The organism is Clostridioides sp. ZZV15-6598 (assembly GCF_020657705.1).
In the GTDB taxonomy this organism is placed as follows: Bacteria; Bacillota; Clostridia; order Peptostreptococcales; family Peptostreptococcaceae; genus Clostridioides; species Clostridioides difficile_F.
Map to the genome: position 1 here is coordinate 1 of NZ_JAGWCS010000076.1, position 19002 is coordinate 19002.

17 protein-coding genes and 1 riboswitch are annotated in these 19002 nt (G+C 28.3%); of the genes, 6 read left to right on the plus strand and 11 right to left on the minus strand.

Features of this window, described 5'->3' with window-relative positions; translation table 11 throughout:
* Window positions 1-123: 123 nt before the first annotated feature.
* The 7 genes from KGF50_RS14110 to KGF50_RS14140 form a co-directional block, all read right to left on the minus strand.
* Complete coding sequence (locus tag KGF50_RS14110) at window positions 124-1509, minus strand: sensor histidine kinase (RefSeq protein WP_227848646.1); 1386 nt, start codon at window positions 1507-1509, stop codon at window positions 124-126.
* Entirely contained in the window at window positions 1502-2149 is a 648-nt protein-coding gene (locus KGF50_RS14115; protein WP_227848647.1) for a response regulator transcription factor, read from the minus strand. Before KGF50_RS14115 ends, KGF50_RS14110 begins: the two co-directional genes overlap by 8 nt.
* 335 nt (window positions 2150-2484) lie before the next feature.
* Window positions 2485-3324: a PTS system mannose/fructose/sorbose family transporter subunit IID gene (locus KGF50_RS14120; protein ID WP_227435256.1), complete on the minus strand. Its 840-nt coding sequence runs from the start codon at window positions 3322-3324 to the stop codon at window positions 2485-2487.
* A 24-nt stretch (window positions 3325-3348) separates the two neighbouring features.
* Window positions 3349-4107, minus strand: coding sequence for a PTS mannose/fructose/sorbose/N-acetylgalactosamine transporter subunit IIC (locus KGF50_RS14125; RefSeq protein ID WP_227435258.1), 759 nt, complete (start codon window positions 4105-4107; stop codon window positions 3349-3351).
* 43 nt (window positions 4108-4150) lie between these two features.
* Window positions 4151-4624, minus strand: a complete 474-nt coding sequence (locus KGF50_RS14130; protein WP_227848648.1) for a PTS sugar transporter subunit IIB — start codon at window positions 4622-4624, stop codon at window positions 4151-4153.
* Between the two features lie 28 nt (window positions 4625-4652).
* Window positions 4653-5069, minus strand: coding sequence for a PTS sugar transporter subunit IIA (locus KGF50_RS14135; RefSeq protein WP_413926642.1), 417 nt, complete (start codon window positions 5067-5069; stop codon window positions 4653-4655).
* Between the two features lie 54 nt (window positions 5070-5123).
* Entirely contained in the window at window positions 5124-6176 is a 1053-nt protein-coding gene (locus KGF50_RS14140) for a galactitol-1-phosphate 5-dehydrogenase (RefSeq protein ID WP_227848649.1), read from the minus strand.
* 397 nt (window positions 6177-6573) lie between these two features.
* Here KGF50_RS14140 and KGF50_RS14145 point away from each other — a divergent pair, with 397 nt between their 5' ends.
* The gene (locus tag KGF50_RS14145) at window positions 6574-7254 is read left to right on the plus strand and encodes a phosphoribosylaminoimidazolesuccinocarboxamide synthase (protein WP_227830398.1); all 681 of its coding nucleotides are present in this window, start codon (window positions 6574-6576) and stop codon (window positions 7252-7254) included.
* A 270-nt stretch (window positions 7255-7524) separates the two neighbouring features.
* Here KGF50_RS14145 and sugE read toward each other — a convergent pair whose 3' ends face one another.
* Window positions 7525-7845, minus strand: coding sequence for a quaternary ammonium compound efflux SMR transporter SugE (gene sugE, locus KGF50_RS14150; RefSeq protein WP_227830397.1), 321 nt, complete (start codon window positions 7843-7845; stop codon window positions 7525-7527).
* A 71-nt stretch (window positions 7846-7916) separates the two neighbouring features.
* A riboswitch (guanidine-I (ykkC/yxkD leader) is annotated at window positions 7917-8022 on the minus strand.
* 217 nt (window positions 8023-8239) lie between these two features.
* On the opposite strand from sugE, the gene KGF50_RS14155 reads away from it, so the two are divergent.
* Complete coding sequence (locus KGF50_RS14155) at window positions 8240-9067, plus strand: carbon-nitrogen hydrolase family protein (RefSeq protein ID WP_227848650.1); 828 nt, start codon at window positions 8240-8242, stop codon at window positions 9065-9067.
* An 80-nt stretch (window positions 9068-9147) separates the two neighbouring features.
* On the opposite strand, the gene KGF50_RS14160 is transcribed toward KGF50_RS14155, so the two are convergent.
* Window positions 9148-9930 (minus strand): EFR1 family ferrodoxin, encoded by a 783-nt coding sequence (locus tag KGF50_RS14160; RefSeq protein ID WP_227848651.1) that lies wholly within the window; start codon window positions 9928-9930, stop codon window positions 9148-9150.
* Between the two features lie 487 nt (window positions 9931-10417).
* On the opposite strand from KGF50_RS14160, the gene KGF50_RS14165 reads away from it, so the two are divergent.
* Entirely contained in the window at window positions 10418-11092 is a 675-nt protein-coding gene (locus tag KGF50_RS14165; protein WP_227848652.1) for a response regulator transcription factor, read from the plus strand.
* Window positions 11080-12240: a sensor histidine kinase gene (locus KGF50_RS14170; RefSeq protein WP_227848653.1), complete on the plus strand. Its 1161-nt coding sequence runs from the start codon at window positions 11080-11082 to the stop codon at window positions 12238-12240. Before KGF50_RS14165 ends, KGF50_RS14170 begins: the two co-directional genes overlap by 13 nt.
* Before the next feature lie 169 nt (window positions 12241-12409).
* On the opposite strand, the gene KGF50_RS14175 is transcribed toward KGF50_RS14170, so the two are convergent.
* Window positions 12410-14380, minus strand: a complete 1971-nt coding sequence (locus KGF50_RS14175) for a sensor domain-containing diguanylate cyclase (protein WP_227848654.1) — start codon at window positions 14378-14380, stop codon at window positions 12410-12412.
* A gap of 394 nt (window positions 14381-14774) precedes the next feature.
* Between KGF50_RS14175 and KGF50_RS14180 the strand changes: the two genes are divergently transcribed.
* Complete coding sequence (locus tag KGF50_RS14180; RefSeq protein ID WP_227848655.1) at window positions 14775-15443, plus strand: ABC transporter ATP-binding protein; 669 nt, start codon at window positions 14775-14777, stop codon at window positions 15441-15443.
* 2 nt (window positions 15444-15445) lie between these two features.
* The gene (locus KGF50_RS14185) at window positions 15446-17920 is read left to right on the plus strand and encodes an FtsX-like permease family protein (RefSeq protein ID WP_227848656.1); all 2475 of its coding nucleotides are present in this window, start codon (window positions 15446-15448) and stop codon (window positions 17918-17920) included.
* A 158-nt stretch (window positions 17921-18078) separates the two neighbouring features.
* On the opposite strand, the gene KGF50_RS14190 is transcribed toward KGF50_RS14185, so the two are convergent.
* A complete protein-coding gene (locus KGF50_RS14190; RefSeq protein WP_227848657.1) occupies window positions 18079-18954 on the minus strand; it encodes a M23 family metallopeptidase in 876 nt (291 codons plus the stop codon).
* Between the last annotated feature and the right edge of the window lie 48 nt (window positions 18955-19002).

Below are 19002 nucleotides of genomic sequence, written 5' to 3' on the forward strand. Positions count from 1 at the left end.
ATATTAAATAACCAATTTTATCCATATGAAAAACAAATTAATTTGATGTTTTTTAAATTATTTTTTATATTTATATTTTATTTTGTTGTATTTTTATGGGATAATATAAAAATAATATAAAGTTTATATAAAGATAATATAAAATTCTATCTTTCCACCACAAACTTCAACCTTATATCTAAAATTATTTTCTTCAAGTATAGTCTTAACTATCGTAAGACCAAGACCAGTACCTGAGAGTTCTTTACTTCTTGACTTCTCTAACACATAAAAAGGCTTCCATATATTATCAATATCATCTTCTCTATCATAATCTATTCCATTTTTTATAGATAACATAATCTTATCATTCTCTCTAAAAAGATTAATCTCTATCTCATTATCACTAGTATACTTTATTGCATTACTAATCAGATTATTAAGTACCATATCTATACTATCTTTATCAGAATTTATTATAAGACTTCTATCTTCTATATCGCATTTAACACTTATATTGTCCTTAGATATTAATAACTCATAATTTTTTAAATTCTTAAGCAGTCTTTCCTTTAAATCTACTTCACACAAACTAACTTCTTTTTTCTCATATTTAGCCCAATATAAAAGAGTATTTATTGTATTAGACATATTTTCTGCCTGTTCAATTATTGTATCTGTATAAGTACCATCATCCAAACCATCTTTCATACCTATAGCATATGCTTTTATAAGTGCTATTGGAGTTTTCATTTCATGAGATGCATCAGATATAAAAGATTTTAAATTTTCATTCCTTTTATTTAATTCATTGTGTGCCTTTTCAAGCTTTACACTCATTATATTTATGCTATAAGCTAACTCTTCTATTTCATCATTCGTTTTTATAGCCTCAGTTCTAAAGTTTAACTCAGATATATCCTTAGATAAAAGCTTTAACTTTTCCATAGGTCTTATAATTCTGTTTGACAGTATAAATGTAAGTATAGTTATTATAATTACAGAAAATATGCCCATTATTATATTGAATCTATTTACTATACCAATTGTCTCTTCTGAATGTTCTATTGGTATAGATATAGCAAATAAATAATTATCCTTTTTCATAAACTTTACTAGTAGACTATATTTTGTTTTTCCCTGATTATATATTTTATTAATACTTTTATTGTCAATGTCTTTTAAGACACTTCCTTCAATCCAAAATTTATTTAAGCTCAAACCTTTATTCCAAAAGGCATCTAGCAAATCTTGATTTATTTTATCTATACTATTTTTATCTTTGTAGTTTTTATCTAATGCTACATATACAATAGCTGTATTACTTTTTTCTTCAATTAATTCAATATTTGACTTTAATTTATTCATATCCTCATGCTTTATTTCATTTTCAATGTTATTTAATACATTTCTTTTTTCATGTAAATAATATCTATGAATAAACATACTATTTATAGCTATAGAAATTATATAAACAACTACAACTACTATTGATATACTTATAGATAACTTCTTATTTAGTTTAGTCATAAAAATCCTCCAAACTATACCCTAACCCTCTGTAAGTTCTTATTATATCTTCTCCTACTTTTGTTCTAAGTCTTCTTATATGAGTGTCTACAGTTCTAAAGTCTCCATCATAATCCAATCCCCAGACTAAATCTAAAAGTCTTTCCCTTGATAAAACGATTCCTTTGTTATTGACTAAGCAGCGCATTAATTCCAATTCTTTTTTAGTCAATAGTAGTTCATCATTACCTTTAAAAACTTTATTTGACTCAAAATCTATTTTTAAATCTTTTATATTAATTGTATCTTTATAATTTACTAATTTCTTAGCCCTTATTATTAAAACTCTAGGGTCAAATGGCTTTTTAACATATTCATCTGCGCCTATATTGAGTGCCTCTATTTCATCTTCACTTTGACTTTTAGCTGTCAACATAAGCACCTTTGTGTTACTATTTTCTTTTATCTCTTTACAAACCTCTATTCCATCAATTACTGGCATCATCCAGTCCAGTATTGCTAAATCTATTTTATTTTCATAAAAAACATTTAAAGCTTCTTCCCCATTTTTTGCAGTAAATACGTTGAAGCCTTCTTTTTTAAAATAAGCACAAAGTATCTTAATCATACTCACTTCATCATCAGCAATTAATATATTCATATATTCACATCCCTAAACTTATTATTATATTTCATATTATATCCATTGTTTCAATTATATAAAATATATGTTACAGGAAGTTTACAATTATTACTAAAACCTAATATAAAATACAGTACAGATAATCTTTAATACTAAGTCCATAAATAAAAAAGTACCTCATTTATAATTAAAAAATCATTTTGAGATACCTTTTATAAAATTATATATTCGACATAGCTTATCTAAGCTGAAATCTTAATCTATTTAAAATCTAATTTACCCTAATTACTATTATATTTTATAGATATAGTCAATTTTTCTAAATTCCTCATTAATACATCATATACATTTATTTAAAATAATCCTAATATACCTGTAATAGCGCCTACCACTATCAATATACCCATTATTTTTATTGGAGAAAGACCTTTCTTTAAAGCAAAGAGTACCAACAAAGTAAGTACCAAAGGAATTAATCCAGGAAATATCTTATCAAGCAAATCTGTCTGAAGACTAAATTTAAAATCTCCACTAGTATAACTTATTGGTGTAGATAAATTAATAAACCTACCTACAAGTCCGCCCATGACTAAAGTACCTAGTATAGAAGCACCTTCTATAACTTTATTTACTATTCCACCCTGAAGTATACTTTCAACAGCTTTTTTACCATACTTATATCCATTTGTCCACATTCCAAATGAAATTGAAGTCATTATTATATATTGAGCCAATACAAATAATATCGGTCCTGCAATTGAAGCTCCTCCCTCAGTTAAACCAATACAAACAGCTAATACTATTGGTGTTATAACTCCTTGAGTTAAAGTATCTCCAATCCCTGCCAATGGTCCCATTAAACCTGTTTTTATGGCATTCATACCGTCACCACTTATTTCATCTGCGCCATTAGCTTTTTCTTCTTCCATGGCTATTGTTATTCCATGTATAACACATCCACATATAGGCTCTGTATTAAAAAACGCCAGGTGAGTTTCTACTTCTTGCTTTAACTCTTCTTTATCTGGATATAACTTTTTAAGTACTGGTAACATTGAATGTGAAAATGCTGTTGATTGTAATCTTTCATAATTGTAGTTAGATTGTGCAAAGAAAAACCATCTTAGCCATGACTTTATCACATCTTTTTTGCTTAACGTTTTCTTAGCTACTTCACTTTTTGTATCTGACATAATATTTTCCCCTTTCTTATATATTTAAGATGTAGCACCATCTTTTCCATATTTAATTGAAGTAATTGTGAGAGCAAGTATTACTCCAATAACAGATATTACTATTATATCTACTTTAAAATAAACAGCCATTAATATACCTAATATGAAAAATGGCATAGTAAACTTATTTCCAATTAATTTTAAGTTCATAGCAATCCCTAGTGCTGGTAACATAGCTCCTATTACATTAAAGACATGTAATACATTATCATTCATTACTTCTAACATCCCATCTATTGCATTTGGCCCAAAATAAACAACTAATAATGCTGGTATAAAACTCATTACAAACAATAGTATCTGAGGTGGAACTATATTTATAAATGCTACTTTATCTATATTCCCTTTTTGAACCTCTCTATCTGCCCAGTGTGCAAAAAAAGAATTTACTGTCATTTTACCTATCCAAAGCACAGTTGCAACAGTACCTAATGGAACAGCTATTGCCATTGCAGTACTTACATCCAGATTAGATGCTATAGCTAAAGCAGTCCCCACATATCCTGCAAAAGCTGGGTCTCCCATTTGAGCCCCTCCTGCTGATATAAATCCTAAATATATCATATTTATACCTGCACCTATAATTGCTCCTTGAACTGGGTCTCCTAGTATAATTCCTGTTACAAATCCAGCTAATAAAGGTCTATTCCATGTAAAAAATCCAACATAAGTTAACCATGGACTCCAAGAAAGATAATAAAAAATTGCTATTAAAACTGCTTGAATTAGTGAAATTTGCATGTTCTTCCTCCTTATTTACTTTTAAATATTTACAAAATAGGTATTACAATAATGTTCCTACATCAATTTTCTTTGCATCTGGAACTATTTGTATAAAACACTTAATATTCTTTGATATTAATTCCCTAAATATTTCTTTCTCTTCATCTGATACTGATATATTCTTATAAAAACTTTTTCTTCCAATACCAGCTCCCATACCTCCAACATTTAACTCTTTTAAATCTACTCCATTATTTACTAAACCCAAAACAGTTTTAGGATATTTGACTAATACTATTAAATTCTCATCTCCATCATATGATTTTAAAACCTCAGCACCTGATTCTATATCATGCACTTCAACCTTAACAGTTGAAGGTGCTGCCATTTGTAAGACTTGAACTATAAATGGGTCTTTTACAACTAAATCATCTACTATTACTATTCTCTTTGCTGATGTAATCTTACACCAAGCAGTGATAACTTGCCCATGTATTAATCTATCATCAATTCTTGTTAATGCTATATTGCTCATAATAATTCCTCCAAAATTTTAATTTATTTTATATATTTAAAGCTGCTTTTACATCCTTAATTCCCGAAACTCCAACTTCTTCACATAAATTTTTCAAATCTTTTAACTTCATAGTATCTCTGTTTAAAAACAGCTCTAAAAGCATAGGCAAATTTACACCTGTTAAACATTCCAATTCACATTCCTTAGCAAATTTGTTTATTATAACAGCAGATGTATTGAAAGGAGTCCCTCCATAAAAATCAAGTAATACTAAAATACCTTCATCTTTATATTTTTCAATTCCATTTTCTAATTTTCTACTAAACTCATCTATACTGTCACCATGGTTTAATCCTAAAGTTTCTACTTTTTCTTGTTTCCCTACTATTAATTCAGCACTTTCTAACATCGCTTTAGCCATATTCCCATGTGCAGCTATAATTATTCCTGCCATATGAATCATACCTCTCTTAACGTTTTTATATAAACTATAAATTATTATCTTTATTACTCTACCTTAATTAGCCACATTAACCATTATCTTACCAAAGAAGATGTCTCTTTTGTATATTTTTTCAAAATAATCTGGCACTTCATCTAAATTTATTCTGTGTGTAACCAATTTCTCAACATTCATGTCACCTTTTTGCATATGATACAAGCCAGTACTCCATTCTTTTCCTGGGAATGGAAATGAATTTCCAAACCAAGTTCCTTTCACAGTTAGCTCACTTCTCACTATCTTTTCAAATTGTACCCTGCTTAAAGCTACATCTCCATATGGTACTCCTGCATAAAGTACTGTCCCACCTTTTTTGGCTAATAACAATACCTGACCACATGTCATTGGAGTTCCTGCTGATTCAATAACAATATCTGCTCCAGCTCCATTAGTTAATTTTTTTATTTCTTCTACAATATTTTTTTCTTTTGCATTTATACAAATATCTGCTCCTAATTCCTTTGCTAATTCTAATTTCTCATCAAATACATCTATAGCCACTATTTTTGTAGAGCCAAATATTTTTGCCCATTGTATTGAAAATAAGCCTATTGGACCTGTTCCAAGTACTACAACAGTATCTCCTACTTTGGTTTCTGACCTAAAAAGTCCATGCCCTGCTATACACACTGGTTCTAAGGCAGCAGCTGTTTCATAACTTATTTCTTCTGGTATCTTTATTAAATTTCTTTCTTTTACCTTTGTATATTCAGCAAAACATCCTCCAAGCTCTTTATTGCCTATTATTGCTACATTATTACATCTTGAATACAGCCCTTTTTTACATTCATCACATTCAAAACATGGCATAGCTGGACAAACAGCAACTCTATCTCCTATCTTAAAATCTTTTACTTCTGTACCAACTTCTGCTACCTCTCCTGAAAATTCATGACCTAAGATTTCTCCAACCATATGAGGACCTGTCTTTGAGTACTTCGATATATCAGAGCCACATATACCAGCAACTTTTACTTTAACTATTACATCATCTTTTTCTAATATTTTAGGTATATCTGCATTCTCTACTCTTGTATCTCTTACACCATAGAACTTAACTGACTTCATATTAACCACCTCTATTGTTTATTTTATTTAGATATATACTCATCTTTTTTATGTAAAATATATAAAGCAACTTTTATGCCAATATTTGTAAATATCGTTTTCATGCCATTTATCACACTCTTATTATATGTGTGTCAAAGTGTGTCAAAAAAATTTTCTATAAAAACTTATGTGTGTCAATACAAATGACACTCACTTTCTTTCTTAGTACTTTTCCAAATTTTTTCATAAAATGTACTTTTTTTATTATTTTTATAAAAATGTTCGGAAAAATTCTCTATTTTTGTGATATAATATTAAATGTAAGGCATCAATATAAATTTTCATACGAATATCAGAACTTTTTTGACGCTAATGCCTTATTCAATATAATAATTTAATATTTTGGAGGTTGTTTATGAAAAAAGTGTATCAAGGAAAGACTAAAGATGTTTTTGAATTAGATAATGGAAATTGCTTACTTAAATTTAAGGATGATGTAACTGGCAAAGATGGTGTATTCGACCCAGGTGAAAATACTGTGGGGCTAAGCATAGATGGAATTGGTAAGGCTAATTTAGAGACATCTGTTAAGTTCTTTGAAATTCTAAACAATGCTGGAATTAAAACTCATTATGTAAGTGCTAATTTAGAAGATGCAACTATGGAAGTGTTACCAGCAAAAGTTTTTGGTAATGGATTAGAAGTTATTTGTCGTTATAGAGCTGTTGGTAGTTTCTTACGTCGTTATGGTTCATGTGTTGAAGAAGGAGCTAAGTTAGATTGTTATGTAGAAGCAACTTTAAAAGATGATGACCGTTGTGACCCACTTATAACATCTGAAGGTTTAGAAGCTTTAAATATTATGACTCAAGCTCAATTTGATTCAATGAAGAGTATGACTCAAAAAATTTCTAACATAGTTCGTGACACTATAGCTGAAAAAGGACTTGAACTTTATGATATTAAGTTTGAATTTGGATTCTACAATAATGAAGTAATATTAATAGATGAGATAGCATCTGGAAATATGCGTGTTTATAAAGATGGTGTAATAGTTGACCCTATGGATTTAACTGCTTTATTATTAGCAAAATAATTATACAAAATATATACATATAATTTTCAAATACAAATCTAATAAACTTATAAATAAAAATAAGCTATGAAACAAAAACTTTATAAAGTGTTAATTACTTTAAAACATTTTATAATTTCTAAGTTCATAGCTTTTTTATTATATTATTAAAACATTTTATAATTTCTAACTTTATAGCATCTTTTATTCTGCTGACTCACTTAATCCCTGCAAATTAGTTTATATATTCTATAACTATCATCTCCTACTATTTATCGTAATTCATACTTATTAGTTGGTAGATAATAATTTCAATCCCACAATCCCCACTACAATAAGACCTATACATAAAATTCTAGCCATATTAACTGGTTCATTTAAAAGAGCAATTCCTACAATAGCAGTTCCAACGGTACCAATTCCAGTCCATATGGCATATGATGTTCCAAGTGGAAGATGTTTAAGTGCTAATGATAAAAAATAAAAACTAACAATCATTCCAACAACAGTAAGTATACTTGGAGTCAACTTAGAAAATCCATGTGAATTTTTTAATTGAAATGCCCAAAAAACTTCAAATAATCCTGCAATAAATAAAAATAACCATTTCATAAAATCATTCCTCTTTTCAAATAATATATCTCTTTTTTAGCAATAAAATAACCTGAGAAATATTATAAAATATCTCCCAGGTTTTTATCCTTCCGTGTTCACAACAAAGTTATGTTGTGGGTTTTATCTTGGACCAGACCAATCATTAATAATTGCGGAACCCTATAAAACTCTATTATTATTTTATTGTCTTTAAAGTAATACTATCAACATAGGTAAAAAAAGTCAATATATTGATATGATATAAATTATAAGAGTATAAATTAAAATATATATCTATAGTAATTTGTATTCTTCGGTTATATAACATATTCAACTTACATATTTTGTATTTATATCTAATTTTTATTTAATATGTTATAATAACATAAAAATATCGAAAGGAGTAATTTTTATGAATTCCTACAAAATCGCAGTGTGTCAGATGATGACTACAGAAAACAAGATTGAAAATATTAATCATGCTGTAGAAATGGTAACAGAAGCTGCCAATAATGGAGCTAAAATTGTGGTTTTACCAGAAATGTTTAATTGTCCATATGAAAATAAATACTTTCCTAAATTTGCTGAGGAATATCCAGGTGAAACAACAAATACATTGAGTAAACTAGCTGAAAAACATGGTATTTATCTAGTTTCTGGTAGTATTCCAGAATTAGAGGATGGCAAAATCTATAATACTTGTTATGTATTTGATAAAAATGGAACTTTAATTGGAAAACATCGCAAAATGCACTTATTTGACATTGAAGTTACAGGAAAAGTTAGCTTTAAAGAATCTGATACTCTTACTGCTGGAAATGATGTTACTATAATAGATACTGAATATGGAAAAATGGGTATTGCTATTTGCTATGATATTCGTTTCCCTGAATTATCACGTTTGATGGCTCTTGAAGGTGCAGAAATCGTTATCTTGCCAGCTGCATTTAATATGACAACTGGACCTGCACATTGGGAATTATCTATCAGAATGCGTGCTTTAGATAATCAATTATTCTATGTTGGTGCCGCACCTGCTAGAAATAAAGATGCTTCTTACATAGCTTTTGGTAATTCAAGAATTTCAGACCCTTGGGGAAAAATTATCGCTCAAGCTGATGAAAAAGAATGTATTATTTATGCTGATATTGATAGAGATTTAATTCCTGACATAAGACAACAATTGCCATTACTTAAACATAGAAGAACAGATTTATATGAACTTAATATTTTAAAATAAAAAATTATAAAACCCCATAAATTAATTATTTAAAATGTTTATGGGGTTTTTATTTTGGTTACTAGTAGTCATTTCTTTTATTAAATTTCTTTACTTTTCTCACTTATCATGTCTTCCAACTTTATGTTTGGATTATGGTATCTCTTTTTATTTTTAGTTGCATCTTTCCATTGAATTGCTTGCTTAGGACACCAATGTACACATGCTAAACAATGTTCACAATTATGTAAAAATTTTGGTCTCCCTTCCTCAATATCTATATTATTTACAGGACAGACTTTTGAACAAATACCACATTCTACACAGGTATCTTCAACTGAAAAATGGCTATCTTGATTTGCACAAGATAAAATATATTTGTTATAAAACTTCTTGTATATGAAATTTGTCCTGCTAATTTTATTGTTTTTCTTATTTAAAATCTCCTCTGACACTTCATTGACCTTGATTTCTGCTTTTCTAAGTAAATTGTCAATTTTTTTATCATCTTTTATTTTAAACTCACAAATATAATTAGAAACCATCTGTATCCTTGAACCTAGATTTAAGCCATGCCCCTTTTCTTTCAATAAAGCATCCACATCATGAAGTGCACATCCACCTATCACACCTCCACAAGTTACTATAGCAAAAATATATGGTTTATCACTTTTAATATTTAGATTTGATATAAATTTAGAAACAAGATTAGGTAATCCCCAAAAATATAATGGAAATACGAATCCTATTATATCACTATTACAATCTATATTAGTTGTTTCACATATTCTAATTATATTTGCATTTATTTTATTTGATATAGTCTCTGCTACACTTAAACTATTTCCAGTTGATGTAAAATAATAAATAACTTTATCTTCCATAAAATATTCCTCCTAAATACACTCTTCTAAAAAATTATTTATCAAACTTTCTTATTTTCTTGAAAGGTAAAAAAACTCGAAATCAATTGATAGGTCAAGTATATTCCAATCAAATTTAAAAATCAATGATAATTGATATATCAACTATATAATGTATATTAATTAGTTTTTATAACTCATGTCTTTTTTAATAAGAAACTCTTTTACATTCACCAATCTTTTATTTAAATGATATTATTAATTTTCTCATTTGAATTCCTCATCTTTATATATGTTAAAATTGTCATACTTCAATAAAGATTATCTCCTATATCCTTAAACTTTCCAATAATTAGACACTTGATTTATTTAGCACATAAAAATATACTGATTTTAATCACTAAAAATAGTATATTTTTATGTGGATTTAATAATTTGAGAAATTATTGAGATTTTTATACTAAAATAAAAGTCGTTTAAAAAGTTTTATTTAGAAAGGAGAATTTTTATGAACAGTAAAATACTCGTTGTTGATGATGAAGAAGGAATCATCACCTTATTAAGAGATTATTTTGAAATAAATGATTATAAAGTTTATACTGCTCAAAATGGAAAAGAAGCACTAGAGAAAATATCTAAAAATCCAGACATTATTCTACTTGATATAAACATGCCTGAGATAGATGGAATTGAAGTTTGCAGTAGAATTAGAGATTATATATCATGCCCTATCTTATTTTTAACAGCCAAAATTGAAAACAATGATAAAATTAATGGTTTTCGTGCTGGTGCTGATGATTATATTGTAAAACCTTTTGATTTAGAAGAACTTGGTGCAAGAGTCTCTGCTCACTTAAGACGTGAAGAAAGAAAATCAAATCACACTAAAGTCAGCTTTTACAAGGATTTAGTAATAGATTATGAAAAAAGGTCAATTTATATTGATAATAATCAAGTTTCACTTTCGAAAAAAGAATTTGATATTGTAGAACTTCTCTCTATGAACCCTGGTCAAGTATTTGATAGAGAAAGGATTTATGATAGAATATGGGGCTATGATAACAATGGAAATAGTGATGTTATAATGGAGCATATAAGAAAGATACGAATTAAATTATCAAAATATACTCTTGAAAATTACATAGAAACAGTATGGGGGGCTGGTTACAAATGGATAAAATAAAAAATATGTCATTAAAAAAATCTTTTTTCTTTCTTACTTTATCTTCATTAATTATAGCATCAGTACTTACAGCTATCTCATACATTTTACTTAATTACATATACCACTCTATACAAGACAAATATTTACAAACTCCTTTATATACAGAAACTATAACCATAATGCAAAATAATATAAATCAATACAGCGATTTTGATAAAACGTTGATTAATATAATTAGCACACTTCAGCTTGTACTCCCACTTGTATTTTTTATAGGACTTCTATTATTAGCTGATATAATTTTTTATAAGGTAAAATTAAAGACACCTATTGAAATACTTAATAAAGGAGCAAATGAAATATCCAATAATAATTTAGATTTTCACTTGGAGTATGAGAGTAATGACGAATTAGGTAGTCTGTGTAATGCTTTTGAGAAAATGAGGTCTCAACTGAATAAAAATAATATAAAAATGTGGACCATGATAGATGATAGAAAACAACTCAATGCTGCTTTTTCCCATGATTTAAGAAATCCTTTAACAGTTCTAAAGGGATACTCAGATTATTTAATAAAATACATACCAACAGGAAAACTCAGTAATAAAAAAATTTTATCAACTACGCAACTTATGTCTGAGCATATTCATAGAATTGAATACTATGTAGATAGTATGAGTAACGCTCAACGATTAGAAGACCTAGTTATTACAAAGTCTATATCAAATATAAATGATTTTGTAGAAAACTTAGATAACAATATATCTATTCTATCAAAACAAGCTGGAAAATCTTTTAAGCTTACAAATAAGGTGGACAATATAAACGTGTTATTTGATGAAAATATTATTCATAGAGTTATTGAAAATATAATATCAAACGCATTTAGATATGCAAAAAATAAAGTATCTATACTTATATACCTTGAGCAAGAATTCCTTACTTTTGTGATTGAAGACGATGGTATAGGATTTAGTAAAGACTCTCTAAAGTCAGCCTTAAAACCTTTTTATAAGGATAAAACTTTAAATAATAACAACTCAAATTTCGGTATGGGTCTTTATATATCTAAAGTATTATGTGAAAAACATGGTGGTTCTATTCTTATTGAAAACAATTCAATTGGTGGTGCTAAAATTACAGCAAAGTTCTCAACAAAAGACTAAATATACTTTAACTTGTAATATAAGTCTCTTTGTATAAAATATAATAAACTTTAAAGCTTTATTAAAAAATGCACCCCCTAGGGCAGACAATTAATAAAAACATCTGCCTTAGGGTTATCTTTGTAAAATTTTACCTGTAGCCTAACTTAATATTATTTATTAAATATTTTTATCTTTCTGACCCTTCTAATACCTCAGTATAATGTCGATAACGTCCTGTTGGTTGATGGTTATGATAAAATTCTTTTTTATCAGCATACATGAGTTCATCTGCATTTTTTATAGTAGACTGGATATTTTTGCAATTTACTTCCCATTTAGAACCAATAGCAGCTTTACATTCATCATTCATAAAATTATTCTTTAGCTTTTGTACTTTTTCATTGAATTCCTTTTCAGTGATATCAGTACAAATGATTACAAATTCATCACCGCCGATTCGATAACAAGAACCTGTTTCAAAACTGTTTTGAATGATTTTTGCACATCTTTTTAGTAACTCATCACCAGAATCATGTCCAAAATTATCATTGATTTCTTTTAGTCCATTTACATCTAGATATACTACTCCAACAGAATTCGTTTTACCTACAAGTTTATCAATATCATGAATATAACGATTTCTATTATAAAAAGAAGTAAGAGTATCTAAATAACTCATACGATAAAGAACTTCCTCATTTTCATTTCTACTCATTGCAATCATAATAAAATAACTTAGAGTTTCAATAAATGTAACTGCATTTTCAATTAAATTAAGAGAAAGATTATCTAATCCCATACATCCGTCTAATTTTCCATTACGTTTTAATGGCACCATAATCATACGCTTGATACCTTGTTGTGCAAGAAACTCATATTCAAGCTCCATAGTCATTTTTAAATCTTCCAAATCATGAATAATTACATTTTCCTGCTTTTGAAACATATTAAGCCATATTGCAAAATCTGACTGTGGCAAATCTTGTAAATTATCAATTTGAGGAGTTATACCTTCCTTACACCATTCTGCAATGTTAGATACGTTATCACCATGAAATAAGAAGATATAAGAACGCTCAGCTAAAAACAATTTTCCTACCTGTTCCAATACATAATTGGCAGCATCTATCATTTCATGATTGCGATAAAGTTCTCTAATACATTCAACAAGAATATGCTCTCTCTTCAAACCATTTTTTAATTCAATTTTTTCATTAGTTGCTTCAGTAATATCAAATGCAATCTCCATTCTTGCTGTGCGACCCTCCCACTCCATTAAGCGGTCTTTTAATAAATAGTGACGTTTAGTGAGGGGATTTGTATACTCCCAAGTATAGTTTTCATCCTTTGTCAAAATAGAATTTGGACAGAATGAACAAGGTGAATCAAATCCCTGTAATACCTTATAACACTTCAAATTTTCTTCATCATTGATATTGAAAGTTTTCTTTCCAGCTTCATTTACAAATAGCAACTCATAGGTATCAAGGTCTGATACATACATTAGCTCTGTTATTTCATTTATAGGAACAAGCAATTCTTGAAATCGTTTTGATAATTGCTCTCTTTTTAGTCTATTCTCATTTTCTACTTCAATCAATCCTCTTCGGCGTTTATCTTGGCAAAAAGCAAAAATAGTACACATTCCTGCCATTAATATAAACACTATATTAATATAAAACAATAAATTTCGAGCATCTTGAACAATTTTATCAGTATATACCTCTGCGGCCATTACCACCTGATTTGCTAAGTCAAAGTAATCTTCACTCATATTAAACAGTTTATCTCCAGACCCGCCATCTCTATAAATCATGATTTCCGACTTAATATCTGACCAGTCCTTCTTCATCTCTGCTAATAATGATTGATATTCTTCACTTTGGAGTTTTATTAAGTTAAGTTCAGTACTTCCATTAGAAAGTCCTGTTAGGATACCATCTAGTTGTGCAATCAATTTATCATCCTGTGCATGAGCAAGTTCTTTTTTTATTAATCTCTGTGTAGCACCACGGATAATCCCTGTATAATTGATAACACGTGCATTTCCCTCAAGATTATTGATGGAACGAACTGACAATATTCCTGTCAAAATTAGAGCAATAATTAAAATAAGTGGAACTACTCCTATTCGCAGTTTTTCGGATATCCTCTTCATATTGTATAGTCCTCCCACTAACTGGTTTTATTTTATATTTACAGTTATTATATCACACTAGCAATCCATAGTCAGCTTTACACCTCAGACCTTCAGTTAATTTGGTCAAATTTTATCCTCCTATGTCAATCATTATAATCAAATAAAAAAGTATTTTTCTTTTCTTAAACTCATCTACATTTCTGCTTTATTGAAATCATATTATAGTCACTTACATTATCAAGTTTATTAGGAGTTAATTCATTGCTTCAATCACTATAATTTACTTTTTCCCAAGAGTAACTTTTATTAATATTCTTATGTTTCTTAAATCCTTTTATTTTATATAAAAAGTTGAGAAAAAATTGAGTTTTATAACTTACACTCTTCTTATACAAAAAAGGAGAGTGTTTTTATGATTATAAAAGCAAAACAATTATCAAAAATATATGGTTCTAATAACAACAAAGTTATTGCATTAAACAATATTGATTTAGAAATAAATTCAGGTGAATTTGTTTCTATTATTGGGCCTTCTGGAAGTGGGAAAAGTACACTTTTACATATCTTAAGTGGATTAGATAGTCCTACATCTGGACAGGTATTACTTGATGGGAAAGATATGTATAAATATAGTGAAAAGGAACTTTCTACTCTTAGAAGAAAATGTTTTGGATTTGTATTTCAACAGTTTAATCTATTACCTGTTTTAACAGCTTCAGAAAATATTTCGATGCCTGTGTTATTAGATAAAAAACAACCTGATAGAGAATACTTAAATGAGATTTCATCATTGCTTGGAATTTCAGATAGATTACATCATCTTCCACATGAACTCTCAGGAGGTCAGCAACAAAGAGTCGCCATTGCTAGAGCATTAATTGCAAAGCCAAATGTAATATTTGCTGATGAACCTACAGGAAACTTAGACAGCAAAAGTGGTAGTGAAGTTATGAATCTTCTTATTAAAACATCAAAACAATTTAAAAAAACTCTAGTAGTAATAACCCATGATGATAGAATTGCAAAACTTGCTGACAGACAGCTTTCAATAATTGATGGTGTACTTATGGAGGTGAAATAGTAATGAAGAATTACCTTTCACTTTCAATAAAAGAGTTAAAAAACCAAAAACTTATGACTACATTAATTGTTATTGCAATAATAATGTCAACTATAATGACAACTGTAGTAGGTCAATCAATTGGCATACTTCAAAATTTAAGAAAAGAGCAAGCTCGCTCTTTTAATGGCGATAGACATGTATCCTTTCACCAGCTTAATAAAACTCAAGTTGATAAACTAAAAAAGGATAATAGAATCTACCAAGCTGGTCTTTCAACAACACTTGGTATTAGTAAAATAAAGAATACAGGTATCTCTATACTTGTAAAAGAGTACGATAAAATAGGACTTTCCAACTACCCAAAGCTAATGAAACTAAAGTCTGGAAATCTTCCTAAAAATAAAAATGAGATTGCCTTAGATGAAAACACTCTACAACTCATGGGAATAAAACCAAAACTTGGTATAACTATTCCTATGGATTTAAATATCTCACTTTTAAATGATACAGAACAACCCTATGGTTATAAAACCAATTTTAAACTAAGTGGTATTTTAGAAAATGACTACACAGGATATGCAAGTGGGATAGTAAATAGTGTTGTAGGTAAAGGTACATCAGAAAAGCTATTACCTAAAAGATATGCTTTATCATCATTGGATTTTAAAATAAAGCAACAAAATAGATTTCAAGAAATTGTAAATCAATTAGCTAGAAAAGTCAATATTCCTCGTAGTTCAATTCAATACAACTGGGTTTATTTAAATACATTAGGAATTAACTTTGAAGGAGATAAAAACAGTTCCAATAGTGATAGCATGTCTATAATTATAGTAATATGTTTATTTGTTGCACTATTAGTACTACTGGCCTCTGGACTTGTAATCTATAATATTTTGAAAATTTCTGTTACAAAGAAAATCAAAGAGTATGGATGTTTAAGAGCAATTGGAGCTGAACCAAAGCAACTATATAAAATTATTATCTTACAAATTTTATTTTTATGCGCTATTGCTATACCTATTGGGGCTATAATTGGAATTGTTTCTTCTGAAAGCATAACTGAAATGGTTACGAATATTTTAAATCCAGATATACTTTTAGTAAATGACAGTAAACAAATGACTGAGCTTATACATAGAAATTCAACAGGATACTTAATTCCACTATTATTAAGTGTTAGTATTTCACTAGTATTTTCATTTGTTGCGGCTTTACCATCAGCAATATATGCTTCACATGTTTCTCCTAAAATTGCTATGGCTGGTAACACTACCAAAATCAAAAGAAAAATTAAAATTAAACGAGAAAAACCAATCAAAAACTTCGAAAGGCATCTAGCATGGCTAAACCTAAAAAGAAATAAAGGTAGAACTATAATCACTATACTATCATTATTTATGAGTATAACAGTATTTGTTGCACTTAGTGAATTTTCTAATGTATTAGATGTATCCAAATCAGTTAGCGACCTAAAAAAAGGAGATTTTTCTTTAACAAATGAAGTGCCTGGTTTTGATAAATCTACACTAGATAAAATAGTTAACATGAAAAATATCAATCGTGCCTCTTTTATCAAATACTCTGAATATAAACAAGGAGAAATAAATACAGATATTAACTTTGAAAATGGTTCTGAAATGTTAAAAGTTATTGGAATTGATGAACAAACACTTAAAGAATTAATACCTTCTATCACAGACTCTTTATTGGAGGATTTCAAAAACGGCTCTCTATGCCTTATAAAAAATCCAATTGCTATTTCTACACCAGATACAAAGATTAAGGCTACAAACCTAAAACCAAAGGATAATATTACAATTAATAAAAAACAATTAAAAGTATATAATACTGTAGATAAAATGATTAATTTACAAGGTAATGGTTGGTTAAACGGTATTGATGTTATTGTATATGATACTGTATATGATACCCTAACAAATAAAGATAGATTCAGTCAGATAAATGTTTATGCTAAAGATAAATCAAATTTAGAAGAAATAAAGTTATCTATTGAACAAATTTGTAAAAACAATCCAGGCTCTCGTTGGATATCATACATTGAATCAGACAACCAACTTAAAGAAAGTTTTAAACAAATACAATTTTTAGCATGGGCTATTATACTATTTGTAGGCTTGATTGGTACTTTAAACATTATTAACACAACTCATACAAATATTAATACTAGAATTAATGAAATTGGAGTTAAGAGAGCTATTGGTATGAGTAACAGTAGTTTATACAAAATGTTTTTATGGGAAGGTTGCTATTATGGAATCTTTGCTGCTATATTTGGTTCAATTGCAGGATATGCCAGTGCTGTTATAATAAACATGGCTACTATAGAAAAAATTGATTTTACTAATATCCCAATTATTTCGATTTCACAAGCTACACTTGTTTCTATAATTGCATGTATTATAGCCACTCTTATTCCTTTAAGAAAAATTAAAAAAATGGATATTATTGATTGTATAGATGTTATAGAATAACAATAGGTTAATATCTATAAATAAATCATAATAAATTGTCTTTTTCAAATTATAATCCTATAGATTTTTGATTATATACCTTTAAGACCACAAATATTGGTATCTCCTTTATTTATGGTCTTTTTTATGTTTTTATTATATTTAAAACTCACAGTTATCTATTTTTTTTGATTTTCTACAGTCTGCCCTCTAGTAATATAATGAACACTTGTATCTTCTGTACAATTTATAACTCTGCCAAAGTATATAGGCAAACTTGCTGAAAACAAAAAACTCTTACCTTGCTGAATTTGAAAATGTATATGTGGTTCACTTGTATTTCCGCTATTTCCACAACTTGCTATTTGCTGTCCTTGCTTTATAAAGTCACCTATACTGACTATAAAACTATCTTTTTTCAAATGTGCTATTGTACTGTACTCATTTGATGAATGCTTAATCACAATATAATTGCCCCTTATATCCGAAGCAGAGCATTGTACTTCTACTTTATCAGAAATAGGAGTGTCTTCAAAACTATTCTTAATTTTCACTACAATACCATCAGCAGGTGCAATAACAGGCTGATTGTAACAGAAATAATTAATTACAGAAGTTCTGTTGTTTGAATATGATTTTCCGTTTCTTTCTATAACAAAGTCATAAGCATATCGTTGATTACATATTCCCCAAGAATGTGAGTTTTCTTTGTCAATTCCTCCATTTGCAACAAGCCATTTTCCATTGAATGGAAGGATATAATCATTCACTATTTTGTGGTTGTAAACATTAGATAGTCGAAATAGATTTCTCAAATAAATAATTGGTATTCCTATTAACATACCAATGTTTTGAAAAAGAAATTTTAAGTCTTTTGCTTCTTGCATGTTATCATCATGCTTTAACACCAAAATAATAGATAAAATAAAATCCAAAATAGCAAGTAAGAAAAATAAATAAAAAAGTTCCAACAATTTAATATTTAAGATTGTACCAACAATTCCAATACAGCCAAGCCAATACATTTTCTTTATGATTTTAATAAACTTTTGCACAGAAAGCCAACCCCTTATAAATTCCAATTATATTAGTCCTATATTACC

Bases quoted from the DNA above. Each gene is read 5' to 3' on its own strand.
- KGF50_RS14110 (WP_227848646.1), bottom strand. From the start codon at position 1,509: ATGACTAAACTAAATAAGAAGTTATCTATAAGTATATCAATAGTAGTT.
- KGF50_RS14115 (WP_227848647.1), bottom strand. From the start codon at position 2,149: ATGAATATATTAATTGCTGATGATGAAGTGAGTATGATTAAGATACTT.
- KGF50_RS14120 (WP_227435256.1), bottom strand. From the start codon at position 3,324: ATGTCAGATACAAAAAGTGAAGTAGCTAAGAAAACGTTAAGCAAAAAA.
- KGF50_RS14125 (WP_227435258.1), bottom strand. From the start codon at position 4,107: ATGCAAATTTCACTAATTCAAGCAGTTTTAATAGCAATTTTTTATTAT.
- KGF50_RS14130 (WP_227848648.1), bottom strand. From the start codon at position 4,624: ATGAGCAATATAGCATTAACAAGAATTGATGATAGATTAATACATGGG.
- KGF50_RS14135 (WP_413926642.1), bottom strand. From the start codon at position 5,069: ATGATTCATATGGCAGGAATAATTATAGCTGCACATGGGAATATGGCT.
- KGF50_RS14140 (WP_227848649.1), bottom strand. From the start codon at position 6,176: ATGAAGTCAGTTAAGTTCTATGGTGTAAGAGATACAAGAGTAGAGAAT.
- KGF50_RS14145 (WP_227830398.1), top strand. From the start codon at position 6,574: ATGAAAAAAGTGTATCAAGGAAAGACTAAAGATGTTTTTGAATTAGAT.
- sugE (WP_227830397.1), bottom strand. From the start codon at position 7,845: ATGAAATGGTTATTTTTATTTATTGCAGGATTATTTGAAGTTTTTTGG.
- KGF50_RS14155 (WP_227848650.1), top strand. From the start codon at position 8,240: ATGAATTCCTACAAAATCGCAGTGTGTCAGATGATGACTACAGAAAAC.
- KGF50_RS14160 (WP_227848651.1), bottom strand. From the start codon at position 9,930: ATGGAAGATAAAGTTATTTATTATTTTACATCAACTGGAAATAGTTTA.
- KGF50_RS14165 (WP_227848652.1), top strand. From the start codon at position 10,418: ATGAACAGTAAAATACTCGTTGTTGATGATGAAGAAGGAATCATCACC.
- KGF50_RS14170 (WP_227848653.1), top strand. From the start codon at position 11,080: ATGGATAAAATAAAAAATATGTCATTAAAAAAATCTTTTTTCTTTCTT.
- KGF50_RS14175 (WP_227848654.1), bottom strand. From the start codon at position 14,380: ATGAAGAGGATATCCGAAAAACTGCGAATAGGAGTAGTTCCACTTATT.
- KGF50_RS14180 (WP_227848655.1), top strand. From the start codon at position 14,775: ATGATTATAAAAGCAAAACAATTATCAAAAATATATGGTTCTAATAAC.
- KGF50_RS14185 (WP_227848656.1), top strand. From the start codon at position 15,446: ATGAAGAATTACCTTTCACTTTCAATAAAAGAGTTAAAAAACCAAAAA.